General features: G+C 71.6%; 20 protein-coding genes and 1 riboswitch. Of the genes, 11 read left to right on the forward strand and 9 right to left on the reverse strand.

Annotated elements, in window-relative coordinates; genetic code table 11:
* The 4 genes from OHA68_RS28265 to OHA68_RS28280 are packed head-to-tail and all read right to left on the reverse strand — an operon-like array spanning window position 1 to window position 3603.
* Window positions 1-2082, reverse strand: a complete 2082-nt coding sequence (locus OHA68_RS28265; protein WP_327102975.1) for a magnesium chelatase subunit D family protein — start codon at window positions 2080-2082, stop codon at window positions 1-3.
* Entirely contained in the window at window positions 2079-2636 is a 558-nt protein-coding gene (locus tag OHA68_RS28270) for a histidine phosphatase family protein (protein WP_327102976.1), read from the reverse strand. Before OHA68_RS28270 ends, OHA68_RS28265 begins: the two co-directional genes overlap by 4 nt.
* A gap of 5 nt (window positions 2637-2641) precedes the next feature.
* Window positions 2642-3406 (reverse strand): CbtA family protein, encoded by a 765-nt coding sequence (locus OHA68_RS28275; RefSeq protein WP_327102977.1) that lies wholly within the window; start codon window positions 3404-3406, stop codon window positions 2642-2644.
* Between the two features lie 8 nt (window positions 3407-3414).
* A complete protein-coding gene (locus OHA68_RS28280; protein ID WP_138208152.1) occupies window positions 3415-3603 on the reverse strand; it encodes a CbtB domain-containing protein in 189 nt (62 codons plus the stop codon).
* A gap of 206 nt (window positions 3604-3809) precedes the next feature.
* A riboswitch (cobalamin riboswitch) is annotated at window positions 3810-3987 on the forward strand.
* A gap of 141 nt (window positions 3988-4128) precedes the next feature.
* Here OHA68_RS28280 and OHA68_RS28285 point away from each other — a divergent pair.
* The 8 genes from OHA68_RS28285 (at window position 4129) to OHA68_RS28320 (ending at window position 10882) form a co-directional block, all read left to right on the forward strand.
* Window positions 4129-5127, forward strand: coding sequence for an ABC transporter substrate-binding protein (locus OHA68_RS28285; RefSeq protein WP_327102978.1), 999 nt, complete (start codon window positions 4129-4131; stop codon window positions 5125-5127).
* Window positions 5124-6185, forward strand: a complete 1062-nt coding sequence (locus tag OHA68_RS28290) for a FecCD family ABC transporter permease (RefSeq protein WP_327102979.1) — start codon at window positions 5124-5126, stop codon at window positions 6183-6185. Before OHA68_RS28285 ends, OHA68_RS28290 begins: the two co-directional genes overlap by 4 nt.
* A complete protein-coding gene (locus tag OHA68_RS28295; protein ID WP_327102980.1) occupies window positions 6155-6976 on the forward strand; it encodes an ABC transporter ATP-binding protein in 822 nt (273 codons plus the stop codon). The genes OHA68_RS28290 and OHA68_RS28295 overlap by 31 nt, the downstream gene beginning before the upstream one ends.
* A 303-nt stretch (window positions 6977-7279) precedes the next feature.
* Window positions 7280-7843: a hypothetical protein gene (locus tag OHA68_RS28300; RefSeq protein ID WP_327102981.1), complete on the forward strand. Its 564-nt coding sequence runs from the start codon at window positions 7280-7282 to the stop codon at window positions 7841-7843.
* A 159-nt stretch (window positions 7844-8002) separates the two neighbouring features.
* Window positions 8003-8554, forward strand: a complete 552-nt coding sequence (locus tag OHA68_RS28305; RefSeq protein WP_327102982.1) for an MFS transporter — start codon at window positions 8003-8005, stop codon at window positions 8552-8554.
* Window positions 8555-8634: 80 nt separating this feature from the next.
* On the forward strand, window positions 8635-9288 hold the full coding sequence (locus tag OHA68_RS28310; RefSeq protein WP_327102983.1) for a metal ABC transporter ATP-binding protein: 654 nt from the start codon (window positions 8635-8637) through the stop codon (window positions 9286-9288).
* Window positions 9285-10118 (forward strand): metal ABC transporter permease, encoded by an 834-nt coding sequence (locus OHA68_RS28315; protein ID WP_327102984.1) that lies wholly within the window; start codon window positions 9285-9287, stop codon window positions 10116-10118. Before OHA68_RS28310 ends, OHA68_RS28315 begins: the two co-directional genes overlap by 4 nt.
* Window positions 10115-10882 carry a metal ABC transporter solute-binding protein, Zn/Mn family gene (locus tag OHA68_RS28320; RefSeq protein ID WP_327102985.1) on the forward strand — a complete coding sequence of 256 codons (768 nt, stop codon included), beginning with the start codon at window positions 10115-10117 and terminating at the stop codon, window positions 10880-10882. Before OHA68_RS28315 ends, OHA68_RS28320 begins: the two co-directional genes overlap by 4 nt.
* A gap of 170 nt (window positions 10883-11052) precedes the next feature.
* Here the strand turns inward: OHA68_RS28320 and OHA68_RS28325 are convergent, their stop codons facing one another.
* Window positions 11053-12078, reverse strand: coding sequence for a hypothetical protein (locus OHA68_RS28325; RefSeq protein WP_327102986.1), 1026 nt, complete (start codon window positions 12076-12078; stop codon window positions 11053-11055).
* Window positions 12075-13235 (reverse strand): MFS transporter, encoded by a 1161-nt coding sequence (locus OHA68_RS28330; RefSeq protein WP_327102987.1) that lies wholly within the window; start codon window positions 13233-13235, stop codon window positions 12075-12077. The genes OHA68_RS28325 and OHA68_RS28330 overlap by 4 nt, the downstream gene beginning before the upstream one ends.
* A 59-nt stretch (window positions 13236-13294) precedes the next feature.
* Here OHA68_RS28330 and OHA68_RS28335 point away from each other — a divergent pair, with 59 nt between their 5' ends.
* On the forward strand, window positions 13295-13873 hold the full coding sequence (locus OHA68_RS28335) for a sigma-70 family RNA polymerase sigma factor (protein WP_327102988.1): 579 nt from the start codon (window positions 13295-13297) through the stop codon (window positions 13871-13873).
* A gap of 47 nt (window positions 13874-13920) precedes the next feature.
* Here the strand turns inward: OHA68_RS28335 and OHA68_RS28340 are convergent, their stop codons facing one another.
* From OHA68_RS28340 to OHA68_RS28350, 3 genes are read right to left on the reverse strand one after another with little or no spacing between them, the layout of a single operon-like run.
* Window positions 13921-15549: a class I adenylate-forming enzyme family protein gene (locus OHA68_RS28340; RefSeq protein WP_327102989.1), complete on the reverse strand. Its 1629-nt coding sequence runs from the start codon at window positions 15547-15549 to the stop codon at window positions 13921-13923.
* On the reverse strand, window positions 15546-16535 hold the full coding sequence (locus OHA68_RS28345; RefSeq protein WP_327102990.1) for a CoA transferase: 990 nt from the start codon (window positions 16533-16535) through the stop codon (window positions 15546-15548). The genes OHA68_RS28340 and OHA68_RS28345 overlap by 4 nt, the downstream gene beginning before the upstream one ends.
* 25 nt (window positions 16536-16560) lie before the next feature.
* Window positions 16561-17334 carry a CoA transferase gene (locus tag OHA68_RS28350; protein ID WP_327102991.1) on the reverse strand — a complete coding sequence of 258 codons (774 nt, stop codon included), beginning with the start codon at window positions 17332-17334 and terminating at the stop codon, window positions 16561-16563.
* A gap of 190 nt (window positions 17335-17524) precedes the next feature.
* Here OHA68_RS28350 and OHA68_RS28355 point away from each other — a divergent pair, with 190 nt between their 5' ends.
* Both OHA68_RS28355 and OHA68_RS28360 read left to right on the forward strand, forming a co-directional pair.
* Window positions 17525-18634 carry an acyl-CoA dehydrogenase family protein gene (locus tag OHA68_RS28355; protein WP_327102992.1) on the forward strand — a complete coding sequence of 370 codons (1110 nt, stop codon included), beginning with the start codon at window positions 17525-17527 and terminating at the stop codon, window positions 18632-18634.
* Window positions 18635-18887: 253 nt separating this feature from the next.
* Entirely contained in the window at window positions 18888-19553 is a 666-nt protein-coding gene (locus OHA68_RS28360; protein ID WP_327102993.1) for an ABC transporter ATP-binding protein, read from the forward strand.
* Window positions 19554-19598: the final 45 nt, after the last annotated feature.

A 19598-nucleotide genomic window follows, 5' to 3' on the forward strand; every position in this document is an offset into this window, starting at 1 on the left:
TCAGACCGCCTTCCTGTAGTCACGAACGAGGCCGCCCAGATCGGCCAGCGCGTCGAGGGAGACGAGCCGCGCCCGCAACCGGGACGCCAGCCTGACCGCCAGACCGAGCCGGACCGGCCCGCTCTCGCAGTCCACCACCACGCAGGCCGTGCCCTTCAGCAGGGAGGCCGCCCGGTCCACGTCCCCGCCGGCCGTGACGCGCCCGTCGGTCACCAGCACCAGCAGCGGACGCCTGGCCGGGTCACGTAGCCGCTCCACGCGCAACACGTCCGCCGCGCGCATCAGACCCGCCGCCAGCGGGGTGCGCCCGCCGGTCGGCAGCGAACGCAACCGCGCCGCGCCCGCCTCCACCGACGAGGTCGGGGGAAGCGCCACCTCCGCGCCCGCACCCCGGAACGTGATCAGGCCGACCTTGTCGCGACGCTGGTAGGCGTCCAGCAGCAGGCTCAGCACGGCCGTCTTGACCGCGCTCATCCGCTTGCGCGCCGCCATCGAGCCGCTCGCGTCCACCACGAACAGCACGAGGTTGCCCTCCCTGCCTTCGCGCACCACTTCGCGCAGATCGTCCGCACGCAGCACCAGCCCGGGACCGGTGCGCCCGCGCCCGCGCTGGTGCGGAGCCGCGGCCAGCATCGTCGCCGTCACGTGCAGGTCGCGCACCTGACCGGAAGGTCGGCGGGCGCCGGCGCCCCGGCCGTGCCGGGTCCGTGAGCGCGACCGCCGGCCGGCCGCCCCCTCGCCGAGCCCCGGCACCTCCAGCAGCGGCACCCGGTGCGGAGCCCCTACGCCGGCCACCCGTCCGCCGATGCCGGGCGTCGTCCCTCCCGCACCCTCGTCCCCCGGGTCCGGGAAGCTGCTGTCCGGCCGCCCGTCGCCGGCGGGTGGCTCCGGTGCGCGCCCGGCGTCCTCGGGGCTCCCCGAGAGCGGTCCCTCGCCCCCGTCCGACGGCCCTTCGCCCCCGTCCGACGGCGGCCCTTCGCTCCCACCCGACGGTGGCCCTTCGCTCCCGTCCGACGGCGGCCCGGCGGGGCCTTCGCCGTCAGGGCCGCCGTCGCCGGGCCCGTCATCCTGCGACGTACGCTCCAGCAACTCGTCGAGCAGGGCCTCGTCCAGCCCCGGCGCGTCGAACGGGTCGCGCCGCCGCCGGTGCGGCAGCGACAGGCGGGCCGCCGCCCGCACGTCCTCGGTGGTCACCGTGTCCCGCCCCTGCCAGGCGGCGTGGGCGACGGCGGCGTTCGCCGTGACCAGGTCGGCCCGCAGCCCGTCGACCTCGAACGCCGCGCACACCGTCGCGATCTGCCTCAGCCGGGCGTCCGGCAGTCGCACGCCCGGCACCCGGGCCCGCGCGCCCGCGATCCGGTCCGCCAGCGCCGACTCCTCCTCAGCCCACCGTGCCGCGAACGCTTCCGCGTCGGCGTCGAAGGCCAGCCGCCTGCGGATGACCTCCACGCGTTCGTCCGGGTCGCGGGACGCCCTCACCTCGACCGTCAGCCCGAACCTGTCCAGGAGCTGCGGACGCAGCTCGCCCTCCTCCGGGTTCATGGTGCCGACCAGCAGGAACCTGGCGGCGTGCCGGACCGAGACCGACTCGCGCTCCACATAGCACCTGCCCAGGGCCGCCGCGTCGAGGAGGAGATCGACGAGGTGATCGTGCAGCAGGTTCACCTCGTCGACGTACAGCACGCCACGATGCGCGGCCGCCAGCAGGCCCGGCTCGAACGCCTTCACGCCCTCCGTCAGCGCCCGTTCCACGTCGAGCGAGCCGGCCAGACGGTCCTCCGACGCCCCCACCGGCAGCTCCACCAGCACGGCCGGGCGACTCACGCCCCCGGCGCCGTGCTCGTGGGGTCCGTCCGGGCATTCGGGGTCGGGCGCACCCGGATCGCAGGCGAACCGGCAGCCGGGCACCACGTCCACAGCGGGCAACTGGGCCGCCAGCGCGCGCACGATCGTGGACTTCGCGGTGCCCTTCTCACCGCGTACGAGCACCCCGCCCACCCGGGGCGAGACCGCGTTGAGAACCAGCGCCAGCTTCAGGTCAGCAAGCCCGACGACGGCGCTGAACGGGTAGGTGACGATCAAAACAGAACCTTCCGGTTGACATGGGTCACCCGCCAGCCCTCCCGCGTGACGGCCAGCTCAGTGGTGGACAGAGGAGCCAGATCGATGCGCCCGGCACCCAGCGGATCCAGTCCCAGGGCGTGCCCGAGTCCCGCCCGGATGGCGCCGGCGTCGCACACGACGACCCCGCCGGGTTCCTCCCGGACGGAGTCGAGCCAGGCCGCCACCCTGATCGCGAGTGCGGCCCGGCTCTCGCCGCCGTGCGGAGCCGCGTGCGGGTCGGACAGCCAGCTCGCCAGGGCATCCGGCTCCTCGCGCGCGACTCGCTCGTACGGCAGGCCACGCCACCGGCCGCAGTCCGCCTCCGCGAGCGTCGGGACGACCCGCGCGTCCAGTCCGAGGGCGGTGGCGGTCTGCCGTGCCGCGAGGGCAGGAGCGGCCCACGCCACCGCCCCGGCGACCGCCGGGCCGAGCGCGGCGGCTCTGGCCAGATCCGCCGCGTCGGCGTCGTCGTCGTCGGCCGGAAAGCGGGCGGCGCGCATGCCGGGCGTCGTGGCCTGCCGGACGAACAGCACCCCGCTCAGCTCGGCGCGGTGGCGCTCAACGGAACGTCGCTCGTACGCCGTGCCGCCCGCTCGCTCACCCAGCCGAACAGCACGCCGAAAGCCGCCCAGAAGACGAGCTGGGTGCCGATCGAGGCGAGCCTGAACTCCCAGAGCAGCGTGGCGGGGAAGCCGTCGGCCACTTCGTCGACCGTCGGCAACAGCGCCCAGGCCGCACCCACGGGGACGAGAAAGGCGATGACCGCCGCCACCCAGCGGGCCCACGGATCCGCGGTGACACGGCGGGCGGTGGCCACCGCGATCGCCGTCGCCGCCAGCCCGACGAGGATCATCACGAGGTAGAGCACCGTGCGGCTGTTGATCGTGTCGGGGTCACCCACCGCAGGCGGGTTGGCCGGATACTTCACGAAGGGAACGAGGATGACCGCGACGAAGGCCGTTCCGGCCGCGGCGAGCGCCAGCAGCCCGTCGGAACGCGGTCCCACCCGTCCTCGCAGGCCCGCGAACACGAGCGCGAACACGCCGCCGACGGCCAGCCCGTACAGCCCGGTGGCGAGGAAGAGCCCGGCTCTCTGCGCCGGCCTGCTGACCTCGGCCTCCTCGCCGTGGCTGTGCCCGGCCTCCTCGGCGGCGGGCTCCGGCGCCTCGGCCTGGGCCGCGGCCTCCTCCAGGGCGATCGCCGCATCGACCCGCGGCTCCCCGAAGGCGAAGGCGAATGTGCCCGCGATCAGTCCGGCCAGCAGCCCCACGAGCAGACCTCTGACCAGGAACGTGCGTACCATTCCGGCCCCTAGTGACAGGGCACGCCGAGCAGATGCCGCCCGTCGTGCATCAGCTCGTGCAGGAAGGCGCCCGTCTGGGAGACCGCGCCGTTGTCCATCAGGACCAGGTAAGCGACGAGCAGCAGTACGGGCACCGCCAGCAGCCAGGGGCGCAGGCGTGGGAAGGGAATGGTGGACGGAGTGGTCAAACCACTCATACGAGCCTCCTCGGGGTGACGCGTCCCATAGCGAGGTCACGGCGGCCAAGCGACCTGGCTCCCGGGATCTACGTCCCGGATACAGTGGCGCGTCCGCACCGGCTTCTCACCGGATTTCCCTTGGACAACCGTGAAATCTACCGGAACGTATCCTTTCCTCCCGTTCTCGTCAATGCACACCAGCGGCAACCGGGCCCAGGATGCGCGTATGAGACGATGCCGGACGTAGGCGACGGCGGAACGAGGAAGCCGGTGTGAATCCGGCGCGGTCCCGCCACTGTGATCGGTGAGCGATCCCCGACGAAGGCCACTGCTCTGACCAGGGTGGGAAGGCCGGGGAGAGCGTCGACCCGAGAGCCAGGAGACTCACGCGGTCGCCTCCTCGAAGAAATTGGGGCGGATCTCCCCAAAGAGAGGACGGTGGTCGGCATGCCGCGGAATCGGCATGACACCTTTCCGCTGCCTGGCGTGCGGCCCTTCTCCAGCGATCCAGTCCCGTCATGCCGGTCAGGAAAGGTCCCGCCCATGACGAGCCGACGCTCGCTTCCCCTTTCACTCATGGCGCTCGCCGTGCTGATCATCGGGCCGGTCGCCGGATGCGGCGATGCTCAGCAGGGCGCGCCACCACCGTCCGCCGAGACGACCGTCGCGGGCTTCCCGGTCACCGTGACGAACTGCGGGGCGACCACCACGTACGAGCGGGCTCCGCAGCGGGCGGTCACGATGAACCAGCACGTCACCGAGATCATGCTGGCCCTCGGGCTGGAGAAATCGATGGTCGGCACGGCTTTCCTCGATGACCGGATCCCGCAGGAGTACGAGACCGCCTACAACGGCGTCAAGGTCCTCGCCAAGGAGTACCCCTCGTACGAGACGCTGCTGTCCGTCGAACCCGACTTCGTCTACGGCGGATTCCAGAGCGCCTTCGACGACAAGGAAGGACGTGGCCGCGACACCCTGGCCAAGGCCGGCATCGACTCCCACCTCAACCTGGAAGCCTGCCCGTCCGGTCCGGTGACCATGGACCTCCTGGAGGAGGAGATCCGCACGGTCGGCCGGATCTTCGGCGTCAGCGACCGTGCCGAGCAGCGCGTCGCCGAGATGCGCGGCGTCCTGGACGGCGTCGAGAAGAAGGTGGGCGAGGTCGAGCCGGTCAAGGTGTTCGTCTACGACAGCGGTGACAAGACCGCCTTCACCGCCGGTGGCGCCGGAATCGGCAATGACATGATCGCCCGGGCCGGTGGCGTCAATCTGTTCGCGGATCTGCCCAAGGCGTTCGGTGACGTCTCCTTCGAGCAGGTCGCCGAACGTGCGCCCGAGGTGATCGTGATCTACGACTACGGCGATCAGCCGGTGGCGGACAAGAAGAAGTTCCTGCTGGGCAACCCGGCGCTCAAGGACGCGCCCGCGATCAAGGATCAGCGCTTCGCGGTGCTCCCGCTGTCGTCCACGGTGCTGGGGGTCAGGGCGCCGGAGGGCGTCGAGTCGCTCGCGGGCCAGCTCCATCCGGACCGCATCTCGTGACCGCGCCGGCGGAGGCCGCGCCTACGCGGCTCCGCGCGCGCCTGCCGTACACGCTGGTCCTTGTCCTGCTGGGCGCGGCGGTCCTGGCGGCGGCCACGGCCGGGATCGCGGCCGGGTCGGTCGCCCTGGCGGCCGGCGACGTGTGGGGGATCGTGCTGCACCGGATCGTGCCCGGGCTGATCGAGCCCACCTGGCCGGTGGTCAGGGAAACGATCGTGATGGACGTGCGCGTTCCCCGCGTGCTGCTGTGCGGCGTCGTCGGAGCCGGGCTGTCGGTGTGCGGGATGGCACTGCAGGCGCTGGTACGCAACCCGCTGGCAGACCCGATGCTGCTCGGCGTCTCATCGGGGGCGAGTATCGGCGCCGTGCTCGTCCTGGTCCTGCACATCTCGCTGTTCGGCGCGTTCTCGCTGCCGTTGGCCGCCTTCGGGGGCGCCCTGGCGGCGCTGACGCTGGTGTACTTCCTGGCCCGTTCCGGCGGGCGCATGACCACCGTGCGGCTGGTCCTGGCCGGGGTGGCGACCGCCGAGGTGCTCTCGGCCATCGCCAGCTACCTCATCATCACCTCCAGCGACCCGCGCAAGGCCGAGTCGGCGATGCGCTGGATGCTGGGTGGCTTCGGCGGCACCTCCTGGGACCTCGTGGGCATTCCGGCGGCGGCGGTGCTGCTCGGCACGGTGGCGCTGCTCGGAGTGTCCCGCCCGCTGAACCTCCTGCTGGCAGGGGAGGAGGCGGCCGCCTCCATGGGAGTGAACGTGCATCGCTTCCGAGCCGGCCTGTTCGTGCTCGTCGCACTGGTGATCGGCGCCATCGTGGCGGTCAGCGGATCCATCGGGTTCGTCGGGCTGATGATGCCGCACGTGGTGCGCCTGCTGGTCGGCGCCGACCACCGCCGCGCCCTTCCGGCCGCTGCCCTGCTGGGCGCGGCCTTCCTGATCGCCGCCGACCTGGCGGCGCGGACCATGATCGCCCCGGAGGAGATTCCGATCGGCATCCTGACAGCGCTCGCCGGTGGCCCGTTCTTCCTGTGGCTCATGCGGCGAAAGGCGGCTCGGTGATCCCCGGCGAGTTGCGGGCCGAGAACGTCGGCGTGGTCGTGGCCGGTCGTGCCCTGGTGCACGACGTCAGCCTGCACGTGCCTCCCGGCCAGGTGGCGGCGCTGGCCGGCCCGAACGGGGCGGGCAAGTCCACCCTCCTGCGCACTCTCTACCGTGCCCAACGCCCCACGTCCGGACGGGTGCTGGTGGACGGCGAGGACGTCTGGCGGATCGGCGCGAGGCGGCTCGCTCAGCGACTCGCCGCTGTCATGCAGGAAACCCCCGGCGAGTTCGACCTGACCGTGTACGACGTGGTGGCCATGGGCCGCAGCCCGTACAAACGAGCCTTCCAGGGTGACGACGCCGACGACCGGCAGATCATCATGGGCGCTCTGGAAGCGCTGGACGTGACCGTGCTGGCGCACGCTTCGTTCGACCGGTTGTCGGGCGGCGAGAAGCAGCGCGTCCTGATCGCGCGCGCCCTCGCCCAGCGAACCGGCACGATCGTGCTCGACGAGCCGACCAACCACCTCGATCTGCGCCACCAGCTCGACGCTCTCCGGCTGGTGCGGGACCTGGGCGTGACCGCCGTGATCGCGCTGCACGACCTCAACCTGGCCGCCACGTTCTGCGACCGGATCCACGTCATGGCCAACGGCCGGGTAGTCGTCGACGGGCCGCCCGCCCAGGTGCTCACCCCCGCCGTGCTCGCCGAGGTCTACCACGTGGACGCCGAGGTGACCCGCCACCCCAGCACCGGCATCCCGCAGATCAGCGTCATCCCCGACCCCGGCCGGAGGACCCTCCCATGACCGCGCCGCTCCCCGTCCCAATAGAACGCGGTAGTGGAGAGTAGGGCACTGTGGCCGGGATTCTCCCCACCGTCGTGACGGCCAGTGCTGATCGCTGCCGCGCCGCTGACCGGCAGATTGGCCAGGAATCGCTGGCGGTAGCCGTGCGAGCTGGACGACCTGTGCGGATGGCACTATCGGCAGGCGCAGGCCAGGTGCCGAACTTTCCGGCGATCCACCGCGTACCTGTCAATGTTGGGATTCGGAGAAGGAACACAGGGACCGGCCTTCTCATCGGGTCGTCGGACTGGAAGGATGAATGTCGTGTCCGCCCTGGAATGGGTCTCGCGCTTGACACGCGCCGCCGTCTTCGCGGCCGTATGCGTCGTCATGTCGATGGGCGGTCACGTTCTCGCCAGTGGTACACCGGTCACCGCGCGGACGCTGTTGGTCGGTGTGGCGGCGGCCTTCGCCCTGGCTTTCGCGCTGAACCGGCACGAGCGCGGCCCCGAGGCCGTCATCTTGGCGACGGCGGGTGCTCAGATCCTGCTGCACGAGTTGTTCACCAGGAGCGCGCCCATCCCGGTCACGCACGCCGATCACGCGCACGCGGGCATGCCCGGCATCGGCATGTCGGTGGCGCATCTCGTGGTCGCGGTGGTGAGCGGATGGTGGCTCTACCGCGGAGAGAGCGCGGTCTGGCTGATGCTGCGGTTGTGGGGCATGGCCCCACTGCCCAAGCTGCGCCGGCTGCTCGTCGGAGCCGTTGAGCCGTTCACCACGCCGATCGGCGTCGTGCTCATCGCCGAGGCCAAAACGTACCGCGGTCCTGAGCGCGTCCAGGCGATCTGTCGGCGTGGTCCGCCGGCGCTGCTGAACGCCCGCTGAAGACCGCCGCGTACCTTGCGGGCGGCTCATCGCGCATTCGGACGGGCTCACCGATGAGACGTCCCGGAATCTACCGCCTTCGCGGCATCCAACACGTCGTAGTGGGCGCATGGTGAACATGACCGTGTCGGCCCCGCCCCATGGATTGCAGCCGGAGTAATGCCTGCTGGAGTGACGTTCCGCCTGATTCGCGCCGCGGCCTTCGCCGTGGTGTGCTCTGGGCTGGGCGCGTTCGCGCACCTGCTCGGGGGCGGAAGCGTGACCGCGCCCATGGGCGCGGTGGCCCTGGCGGTCTCCTTCGCAGCCGCTGTGCCGGCGACGGGCCGGGAGCGAGGGACAGAGGTGATCTTCTCCCTCCTCGCCGCCGTGCAGGTGGTGACGCACCTACTGTTCTCCGTCGCCGCATCGCCTCTCGTCCCGCAGACCGTGCCCGTCGCACACCTGCACTCTGGTCTCGTCCCAGGGGCGGGAATGCTGGTCGCCCATGGCCTGGCGACCGTGATGACGGCGTTGTGGCTGTCGCGGGGTGAGGCGGTTCTCTGGGCGCTGCTACGTCGCCTCACCGGACGGCTTGTCCTGTGGATGCGCGTGCCGCACCACACGGCATACACGGCGATGGCCATGGGCACCCATGAGCCCACACCCCTTCGCTCCGCGCTGCTGAAGCACTCGCTGAGCGGGCGGGCCCCGCCGCCTTCGCCCGCCGGCTGACCTTCCCGGCCTGTTTCCGGACGGACTCCGTTCCGCCCGGCCGTCGTCGTACGCCCAATTCCGTCATCGGAGTCTGGCCCATGCCCGCACCTGACATCGCTGTGCCCGCATCCGTACGCCTGTCCGACGTGAGCTGCCGGCACGGCAAGCTGCTCGCGGTCGATCACGTGAGCCTCGCCCTCGGGCCTGGCGAGCATCTCGCCATCACCGGCACCAACGGCTCCGGCAAGAGCACGCTCTTACGCGCCCTCCTCGGCCTCCACCGCGATACGGAGGGGACGATCGAGGTCGGGGGAAGCCAGGCACGCGGTGAGCGCGCGTGGGCACGCCGCAGGTCGCAGGTCGCCTGGATCCCGCAACGACAGGCGAGCGGGCGGTTCCCGCTGCTCGTTCGCGAGCTCCTGGCCAGCGGCCGCCATCCCGCCGAGGCCGGCCGGGCAGCCGCCGATCTCGGCATCGGTGAGTTACTGGAGCGGCCGCTGTCGACCCTGTCCGGTGGCCAGCTGCAGCGGGCCTACCTGGCGCGCGCCCTCGGGCAGGTCGCGGCGGGAGCGGGCCTGCTTCTGGCCGACGAACCCACGGCCGCGCTGGACTTCTCCGGTCAGGAGCAGGTCGCAGCCCTGCTGAAAGGGCTGGCGGTGAGCGTGGTGGTAGTGACGCATGACCGGGTCGTCACCGAAGCTTGCGGACGGGTGGCCGAGATGGCCGCCGGACGGCTGCGGGAGATCCGGTGAACTCCCTCGACGTGCTGCTGGCTCTGCCATCGGTACGACTGGCCGCGCTGGCGCTGCTGCTCGGCTCGATCGCGCTGCCGATCGTGGGCGTGTTCATCGTCGGACTGGACATCATGCCGGTCCGCTTCGCGATGATGCATGTGGCACTGCTGGGCATCGCCGTGGGTTTGCTGACCGGAATCGATCCGCTGCTGTGTGCGCTGGTGGCGTGCGCGCTCACCGGCGGCGCTCTCACCCCGATGGCGCGCAGCCCGTCCGGGCTGTCCGGCGCCATGGGGCTGTTGATGACGCTGGCCATCGCCGCAGCGCTGCTGGTGCTGTCCATCTCGGGGGTGAACGCCAACGGCGCGTTCGAACTGCTGTGGGGTTCGATCCTGGCAACCCGCCCGGGAGACGTGGCAGCCCTGGCCGTGCTCGCCGTGATCGTGCCGCTGCTGTACCGGCTGCGCCACCGGGACCTCGCGCTGCTGCTGCACGACCGCGAGCTCGCGCTGTGCTCGGGTGTCGCAGTGGATCGGCTCACGTTGATCCTGCTCGTCGTGATCGCCGTGGCGATCGCCTCGGCCATCCGGCTCACCGGCGCGCTGCTGGTCGACGCCCTCACGCTGCTTCCCGCCCTTGCGGCCCGCCGTGTGGGGAGCTCACTCGCGTCCATGATCCGCTACTCGGTGATCTTCGGCCTGGTGTTCAACCTGGGCGGCTTCCTGCTCGCCCTCCTCCTCGACTTCCCACCCGGGCCGACGCTCGTCCTCGTCGGAGGCCTGTGCACGCTCCTGCTCCACGCCATCCCGTCCGCCATGTTCCAGACCAGAAGGGCCCCCACCAGATGAGCACACTCAAGGCGATCGCGGTCACCATCCTCGTTCTCACCGCGACCGCTTGCGCGGACGCCCAAGGCAGCCCGCCCGCCGCGACCGGCCAAGGGCTCACCGTGGTCGCGGCCTCCACCTGGGAAGCCGGCCTGGCGAAGGCCGCCGGTGCCACCGACATCGCGGTGATCGTGCCACCGGGGGTGCAACACGCCGCCGACTACGACCCGAAGCCCTCCGACCTCGCCAAGGTGGCCGAGGCCGACGTGGTCCTGTACGCGGCTTTCGAGGGGTTCGCGGGCAAGCTCAAGGAGGCGGCAGGCTCCGACGCCAAGCTGATCGAGGTCGGTCTGGACAACGCCCCTGGCAAGGCGAAGGCGGAGGTTGCGCGGCTGGCCGCCGAGTTCGGCACCGCCGAAGCCGCCAAGACATGGACGACGACCTTCGACTCCGAGTACGCCACGCTCAAGGATCAGGTCACCGAGGCGACCGGAGGCTCTGCGCCGATAGTCGTCGCGCAGGCGTTCGTGGCCTGGGCCGCGGACCTGGCCGGCGTCCAGCCCGCCGGCGTGTACGGCCCGCAGCCGCCCACTGCCGCCCAGATCGCGGAACTGGCGGCCAAGAAGCCCCGGCTGATCCTCGACAACTCCGCGATGCCCGGCGGCGACGCTCTCGCCGACGTGCGGGCCAAGCGGGTGGTGATCAACAACTTCCCGGACCAGGACCTCGACCTGCTCGCCATGTACAAGGCCAACGCCGACGCGCTCATCGCCGCGCTCGCCTGACGACACCAAGGCGGGGCGGTCCGCGGACCGCCCCGCGCTGGAGGAGTTCCATGGACGTTCCCATTCTCATCGTCGGCGGCGGGCCGACCGGCCCGGCCGCCTCCACCGCTCTGTCGCGGCGGCACGCCCGGGAAGGAGGTTTCCCTTCGCGGATGCCGCCGACAGGGCGCTCAGCAGGCAAAGGGATCGATGACGCCGATGAGCATCGCGAGGGCGAGAGCCAGGAAGAAATCACCCCAGACCAACTCATGGCTGGTAGCGACGCCGTGAGCGAGGTCGTAGCAGCCATCGAGCAGGCGGCCGTCACGCAGATGATCCGTGACGAGCACGCGCAGCACCTCGGTGGCGCGATCGCGCCACCGGTCCTCACCCGTCAGCGCGGCCAGCTTCAGCGCGGCGACGGCCTCGATCGCGGCAGCGGACGTGTCCGCCGGCCCCTGCGGCCGAACGGCCGAGGCCGGCGGGACGATGGGCGCCCCGTTCGCGAACCTCGCCGTGAAGCCGGACCAGCCGCACAGGCAGTGCAGCAGAACGGGCCCAGCTGGACTGACCTGCGCGTGGTCGGCGACGGCCAGCGCCAGCCACGCCACGGTACGGCTCCAGCCAGGCCCGGGCTCCGGATAGGGCGACCAACCACCTCCGGGTACGGCGATCCACGACGGATGCGCGCCTGCCGAGGTCGTGAGGCCGAGCTGCAACGCGACGTGCGCATCGGCCGCCGCCGCACCGGCAGGGCCGCCCTCCGGGAGCAAACGCACCAGGCCCGGCAGGGCATCCACCCGGGCCAGAAGGCGCGGCCCGCCGAACGCCGACCCCCACGGCACCAAGCCCAGCTCCGGATCATGGGCGTTCAGGCACGCCAGTGCCGTACGCCGGCGCAACTCCTCGGCTCCCTCGGCGAGCGCCGTCGCGTACCAGAAGATCATGCCGCGTGTCGCGGTGTCCGCGTCAACCCATGGCGCGAGCGCCTCGGTTCGCTCGCATGCCACGGCCGTATGCCGCGGATCGGCGCTGACGGTGGCTCGCAGCCACAGCAGGCCCGCCCAGAAACCGCCGGTCCATGACCCTCGCCCCGTGGTGGTCCAGAGAGCCGAGTCCGGATCGGCGTAGAGCGGCCACCGGTTCCCGCACTGATCCTCCGTCTCCGTCACACGCCGCAGAATCGCGTTCAGCGCCCGCTCGGCCCAGCGGCTCATCGGTTCGGCCGCATCGCCGCGACCATGGAGGCGGCGGCGAACTCGACCGCCACCAGCGCCCATCCCCAGACATAGCCCGCGGACTCCAGGAGCAGCCCGAAGACGGGAGGGCTGACCGCGAAGCCCGCGAAGAATCCGGCGGAGACGAGCGCGGAGTCCCGGCCGGCCGTTCGCACGTCGGCTCGTCTGACCACCGCCAGCATGCTCACCGCGTTGCCCGCCACCGCGAAGACCCCGATCGCCGCGGCTCCTGCCCAGACCAGGGCCGGAGCCAACGGGGCGGCGGCGAGCAGCGCGGTGGCGACGCACGCGCCGGCGGCCAGAAGCCCGAGCAGCGACTCCGGCCGTTCCGATCGACCGGCCCGGCGCGACCAGCCGACCCGGCCGGCGATCCCGGTCACGCCCAAGACAGCGACCAACCAGGCCGCCACCAGCGGAACCAGGCCCAGATGTTGCGTGCCGAAGAGCGCCAGATAGGTGTTGACGGCGGCGATACCGCAGCCCAGCAGGAAGGAGAAAGCCGCCAGGCGGCCCACTCTCGCTCGCGGCGGATCGCCTTCGGGCGCGACGGTCGTCTGCTCAGGGTCCGGAGGCAGCGCGCGGATCGCCCAGCCCGCCGTGAGCAGCGCGATGGCCGCCGCGGTCAACACCGCACCTCGCCAACCGGTCCAGACTGCCAGCGTGGCCAGGGGCAGGCCCGCGGCGAAGGCGCCGAGCTGGACGCCCGACTGCTTCCAGCCGATGACAGGTCCACGCGCCGCCGGTTCGACGGTGGCCAGGATCACCTTGTTGGTGGCCGGGTTGGCCAGCGCCTGAGGCAGGCCACCCAGCGCCACCGCCGCGAGGAGCATCACCGTCCCCGACGAGGTGCCCATCAACGCCAGAGCCGTGGCGGTGAGCGCCAGCGCGGCCACCACACAGCGGCGCGCGCCCAGTCGGTCGACCCAGCGGCCCGCGCTCAAGGACAGCACGGCCGCCACACCGAACCCGGCCGTCGTGGTCCAGCCGAGCACCGAGCGCGGGATGCCCGCCTCGACCACCAGTCTCGGCCCCAGAGCGCCGATCAGGAACAACTGCAGCATCGAGAAGGCCATGACGGCCGTCAGCAGGGTCGTTGCCTGCCACTGCGCAGGTCGTGCAGATCGTTCCAGCCGCATGTCCTCTGCCCTTCATACGCCGCTCTTCGTCCTGTCACCAGACGCAAGGAGTGATCGACATGGATGCACGTCTCCGCCATGAACGCGCCGCCCACGACCGACCTCTGACCGTGCTGGCCCTGGCTGCCCGCGACGGAGCCCCCGCCGACGTGGAGGCCTTCACCCGCGCGGCGTACGCCGACGTGCGCCGCTTCCTCACCTACCTGACCGACGTCCAGTCGGCGGAGGACCTCACCCAGGAGACTTTCGTGCGGGTCCTGCGAAGCCTGCCCAGATTCGCCGGGAAGTCGTCGGCCAGAGCCTGGCTGCTGTCCATCGCGCGAAGAGTGGTCGTCGACCGGTTCCGCGCCGCCCAGACGCGGCCGGTGGTGGCGGACCTGGCCGACTGGCAGGCGGCCGTTGAACGATGCCAGCCGCAGGACCTCCCCGGTTCTCAGGACGGGGTGGAGTTGGCCGAACTGCTGGCCCAGGTACCGCCCGAACGACGCCGGGCCTTCGTGCTGACCCAGGTCCTGGGCCTGCCCTATATGGAGGCCGCCGAACTGCTCGACTGCCCGGTGGGCACCGTGCGCTCCAGGGTGGCCCGAGCCCGGCACCAGTTGTCGGCTTCGTGGCTCGCCGCGGAGCAGGCCGCCTGACAGGCAGGTCGCGGGGCCGGGACCCGTGGGTTCCGGCCCCGCGACCGTCAGACACGCTCCGGATGCGCGCTCGTGAGACGTGCGCGCAGCGCGTAGCGGTCGGGCTTGCCCGCCGGGGTGAGGGGCAAGGCGTCGACCACCAGCAGGCGCTCGGGATGCTTGCTCTTGTCCAGCCCGCGCGTGAGCAGGTGAGCGCAGAGGTCGGCCAGTTCCACCGGCGCGCCGGGCCTGAGCACGACGCAGGCCGCCAGCCGTTCGCCGAGCACCCGATCGGGCACGTCGACGCAGACCACGTCCCGCACTCCAGGGTGGCTGACCACCGCATGTTCGACCTCGGCCAGGCTGATGTTGGCGCCTCCGCGGATGACCACCTGTTTGAGCCGCCCCATCAGGCGTAGCCGCCCGTCCCCGTCGATCACGCCCAGGTCGCCGGTGCGCACCCAGCCCTCTGCCGTACGGTAGCGATGGTTCAGCTCCGGGGCCCCGACGTAACACATCGGCGTCATGGGGCCGCGCGCGATGATCTCGCCGAACTCTGCCTGGTCCGCGGCAGGCGCGATCCGGATCTCGGCCACGTGGGGATCGGGCAGGCCGACGACCACGCCCGGTCCCGCGTCGGCGGCAGCGGGAGGGGTCAGGCCGCTGTGGCAGTTGACGCCGTCCGCCGAGCCGTAGAGGTTGACGACCGGACAGCCGAACATCTGACCAGCCTCGTCCGCTGTGGCCGCGTCCAGCTCCGCGCCGCCGAGGACCAGCGCGGTCATGGCCGGCATGGGATCAGTGGGTGGTTGACCCAGCATCATCCGGATCATCGTCGGTACGGCGAGCACGTGCGTAGGACGGTGATCCTGTATGGCGGCGAGCGCGCCGGACGGGGAGAAGTGGTCCAGCAGCACAAGGGAACCGCCGTGCCTGGCGAGCGTGACCGCGGTGCCGTTGCTGCCGAAGGCGGAGGCCAGCGGTACCAGGAACAGGCAGCGCGGTGGTTCGCCGCCGGGGATCAGGGTGGCCATGAAATTACCGCGGCCGCCCGCCAGCGCGTTGTGGGAGTAGGCGACCATCTTGGGCTCCGCCTCAGATCCCGAGGACACGAGGATGCGCGCCGCGCCGTCCGGATCCGGGCGGGCCGGGGCGAACCCGCGGCCGTCGGAGCGCAGCAGGTCGGCCCAGCGCACGCTGCCCAAGGGGGCTGCTCCCACGCCGGTCGCGATCACGACCCGCAGGCCGGGTAGCCGATCGGCGGCGGCCACCAGCTCTCCGGCGGGCGAAGCGCCCTTGTGCTCGGCAGCGGCGATGACGGCGCGAGCACCGGAACGATCGAGAAGGGAGACCGCTTCGGCGACCCCTCGCCCCAGGGGGAACGGCAACGCCACCGCTCCGAGGGCGGCCAGCGCCAGGTCGGCGATCACAGCGTCCCGGCCGTTGGGCAGCTGGACGCCGACAACGTCGCCCACGCACACGCCCAAGTCCCGCAGCCCAGCCGCCGCGGCGCGGGCCAGCCCGTCGAGCTCGGCGTAGGCGAGCGAGCCGGCGTCATCGATGACCGCGACCTGTGCGGGCGCCATCAGGCGGTGTGCACGAAAAAGCGCGTACAGGTCAAGGTCGGGACAGATACCGTCGGCCGCCCACGCGCGGCGCAGCTCGGCGGGAACGAGGTCGAACAGGGGCAGGCTCACGCGAACCTCCAGGGCGCGGGAACGGCGAGGGCGCCGTACTCGTCACAGGCGAGCGCGGTGGCGAAGCGAGGATCGGTAGGCAAGGCGTCCAGCGCGGTCGTCACCGCCGTGGCGCGCAGACCTTCTTGGCGCAGAAGCGTGACGGCCTCGGCGGTGCCCAGCTCAAGGACCTTGTCCGCGTACGGGGCCGGGTCATCACCCGCCGCCACCCAGCCGTCGGCGGTGGGCAGCGGGTGCCGGAACCCAGGCGGCATGCGGAAGCGCTCGCCTGCGGCGGCACGGGCCAGTGCGGGTTCGGTGAGCAGTTCGGCCGCGCCGAGGAGTGAGGAATCCACCCGGACACCGCACCCCTCGCGCTCGCGCAGCAACAGCCCGGCCAGCACGGCCTCAGTCCCGAGCAGGCCGCCGAGCACGTCCAGCAGAGTCATGAGCGACGGCGTGGCGGGTTCGCCATCGGGCCGGATCGCGTCGCCGACACCGGTGCGGGCCTGGACCATGAAGTCGGTTCCGAGCGGCGCATCGGGCAGCCGTCCGGCCCAGCCGCTGGTGTAGGCGTAGACCAGCCGGGGGTTGACCCCGCAGAGGTCGCCGCTGTCGAGCCCGAGGCGTTCGGCCGTGCCGGGCGCCCAGTTCTGGACGAACACGTCGGCACGCGATACCAGGTCACCGAGATCGGCTCGGCCTGCAGCGGACTTGATGTCGATCTCGACCGCTGTCTTGCCGCGGTTGAGAGCGAGCCACCGGGCGGACACCCCGCCGCACGTCGGAGGCATCCCACGCAGCGGGTCGCCGCCCGGCGGCTCGATCCGGATCACCTGTGCGCCGAGCAGGCCCAGCAGGTGTGCGGTGAGGGGCGCCTGGATGCGCCGCCCCGCCTCCAGAACCGTGAAGCCGGCCAGCGGCTGGGACAGATCCTCCGGTTCGGGCGGGTGCGGATGCGGTCCCGGCGACGGCTCCGGCCGATGAGGCCACAGTTGCCAGGGCATGTCCGCGCGGGGTTCGGCGGCCCGCTCAGGCAGGGAACGGAGCGCGCAGACAGAGGGCGCCGTGCTCCTTGGCGGCTCTTCGTACCTCGTGCCACGGGGTGGCGGCGGCGCGCTCGTACAGGGCAGGAGGCAGGGGGGAGCAGGCCGTGGCGTACCTGAACTGGAAGGACCGCCAGCCCGCCGACGCCACCCGGACCGGCACGCCGAGCGTGTTCCAGAACGCCACCCACACGGTGGAGTCCAGCGTCTCCACTTCGTAGGTCACCCCGTCCGCCGAGGTGAAGGGCGGCCCGCCGGGCGTCAGGGGCACCGCCTCGTCCTCCTCCGTCGTGGCGGCGGCGAGGTACTGGCTGACCGTGAGCAGCCCAGCCAGATCGACGCCTGTCCGGACGCTCGCGATGGCCGCGCCGCGTGCCCGGCCGATGAGCGCGGCCAGTAGACCTTGCGCCGTCAAGACCGAGCTCGCCGTGCTCAGGTAGTCGGCGGCCAGCCCCCGTGGCTCACCGCTGCGACGGCCGTGTACGTGCATCACTCCGGTCGCGGCCTGCGCCGTCGCCTCATCTCCGACGTCCTCTGCCGGGGCGGCACGCGCCCATGCCGTCTCGGCGACGAGCAGGTTCTCTCCCGGCGCGGAGAGCGCCAGCGTTCCGGGTCCGGCCGATGAGGCGGAGAAGTATGGCGTGCCGCCCAGCTCGGTGAGGTGGCGGACGGCGGTGGCGGTGAGCGTCAGCGGGCCGTCAGCGCGCAGGACGACGTCATGGAGTGGTCGTGCTGCTCCTAGCGTGGCGGGATCTGCCATGGCTCTCCTTCCCGCGGCTGTCGCCGCGACGTGCGTGACTCAGGTGGAACCAGGAAAGGTGCGTCGACGACCTGTCCCAAGGAAGAAGTCGTCCGGCTTTTTCATTCGGTTCCCGACATATCTGGAGTGAGTGATGCGACCGCATGACGATCAGCCGTCCGTCTGGGGAGCGCCACATTGCCCTACGCACGTGCTCGAACTGCGTGATCGGGTAGCGGAGTTCGTCGAGAAGCACGTGATATCAGGCGAAGCGGTGCTGGACGCGGGTGGGCCACCGGCGCGTGAACTCGTAGAGCGCCTCAAGCGCGGTGCCCGAGTGGAGGGACTCTGGGGCCTGGGACTGCCGGCGGAACTGGGGGGCGGCGGCCTGTCGCTCGCCGACTACGCGCATGTGGTGGAAGCCGAAGGAGCGAGCGATCACGCGCCCACGATCCTGGGCTCGCTCGCGCTGCTGGACGTCCGGACGTTGGCCGGCCGGGACGCGTGTGTGCGCTCGATCGCGTCCGGGCAGGTGAGCGTGTGCAACGCGATGACGGAGCCGGGCGTGCCCGGGTCGGATCCCGCGCTCACCACCACCCGGGCCGAGCGCGGTACCGACGGCTCGTGGACGCTCCACGGCCGCAAGTGGTTCGTCACCGGCGCCGCTGAGGCCGCTCTGGCGTTGGTGCTCGCCCGCACCTCGGGAGCTCCGCCCTCACCTCAAGGGCTGTCCGTCCTGCTCGTGCCCACCTCGACGCCTGGCTTCCGGGTGGTGCGCGAGCTGCCCGTCCTTGGCGCCGGCGGGCAGTGGGAGATCGCGCTGGACGACGTCACCGTCCCTGCCGGCAACCTCATCGGGGAGGAAGGGCGAGGGTTGCGGGTGGTGGGTGAGCGAGTACGTCTGGGCCGGCTGCTGCGCTGCCTGCGCTGGCTCGGCCAGGCACAGCGCGCCTACACGGCAATGCGTGAACGGGCCCGTACCCGGACGGTTTCGGCGGGACGACTGGCCGATCTCCAACTCGTGCAGCAGTTCGTCTTCGACTCGCTGCTGGCCATCAGGACCACCCGGCCGCTGGTGTTCGAGGCGGTGGCGCTGGTGGAGGCCGGTCGGGACGCGCGGACCGAGACCGCGCTGGCGAAGGTGGCCGCCGCCCGGACGCTGCAACAGGTCGCCGACGCGGCCATCCAGATCCACGGGGCGGAAGGGCTGGGGCCGGACAGCGCGCTGCCCGCGCTGTTCCGGGCCGGCCGGATGGCACGCCTGCTGGACGGGCCCGACGAGCTGCATATCACTGCGGTCGCTCGCAGGGTCCTTCGTTGAAGGAACTTCGGCATCCGCGTCCAGCGGCGGCAGGGCGTGGCCGAGGGCAGCCTGTTATCGGGCGTCTTCGGTTCTCCAGGTACGTCCTGGACGCTCAGTACGTCGTCACACGCGCCCCCGAAAGTTCCCGGGAACCGATTCAGCCATCGTGACGACGAGTGAGAACGAGCCGCAGTATGCCCGTTGCCGTGGCCAGAACCTGGCGGATGTTGGCGTGCTGGCCACTTTCTTCTTCAGTGACGAGGGCGTGAGCATGAGCCCTGCAAGAGGTGCCACCTACGGATTGGAGGACGCATGCGAGTCGACATCGTTTGCCTTCGACGGCGCGGACGACCTCGACGGTCGCGACCTGTGGTCCATGCCCGCCGCACACGCGGCGAGAAGCGTCGGCGTGCTCATGCAGGAGCAGCAGGCGGGCTTTGAGTTCACCGTCGCCGAGACGGTGGCCCTGGGCCGTACCCCGCACCTTGGCTTCTTCGACCGGCTCACCTGTACGGATCAGGCGGCGATCGCGGAGGCGCTCGACCGCACCGGCCTCACCCCGTACGCTCAGCGCCGAGTCGGCCGCCTCTCCGGCGGTGAACGCCAGCGGGTGCTGCTCGCCCGCGCACTCGCCGGTGAGCCACGCCTGCTCATTTTGGACGAACCCACCAACCACCTGGACGTCCGTCATCAGTTGGACATCCTCGAACTGGTCCGGGACCTGGGAGTTACCGTACTCGCCGCCCTGCACAGCCTCGACCTGGCCGCCGCGTACGCCGACACCGTCCTACGGGACGGGCGGTTGGTGGCGCACGGCCCAGCCACCGACGTCTTGATGGAGTCCACGATCGGGGAGGTGTTCGAGGTGGACGCCACCGTGCACGACGTGGGCGGCCGGCCCGGGTTCGCCCTGCGCCCCCCACTGCGTGTGCCCTGACCGGCCATGCCATTGGAGCTGCCGACAGCGTCCGGAGGCACTGCT

This window comes from Nonomuraea glycinis, from assembly GCF_035920485.1.
In the GTDB taxonomy this organism is placed as follows: domain Bacteria; phylum Actinomycetota; class Actinomycetes; order Streptosporangiales; family Streptosporangiaceae; genus Nonomuraea; species Nonomuraea glycinis.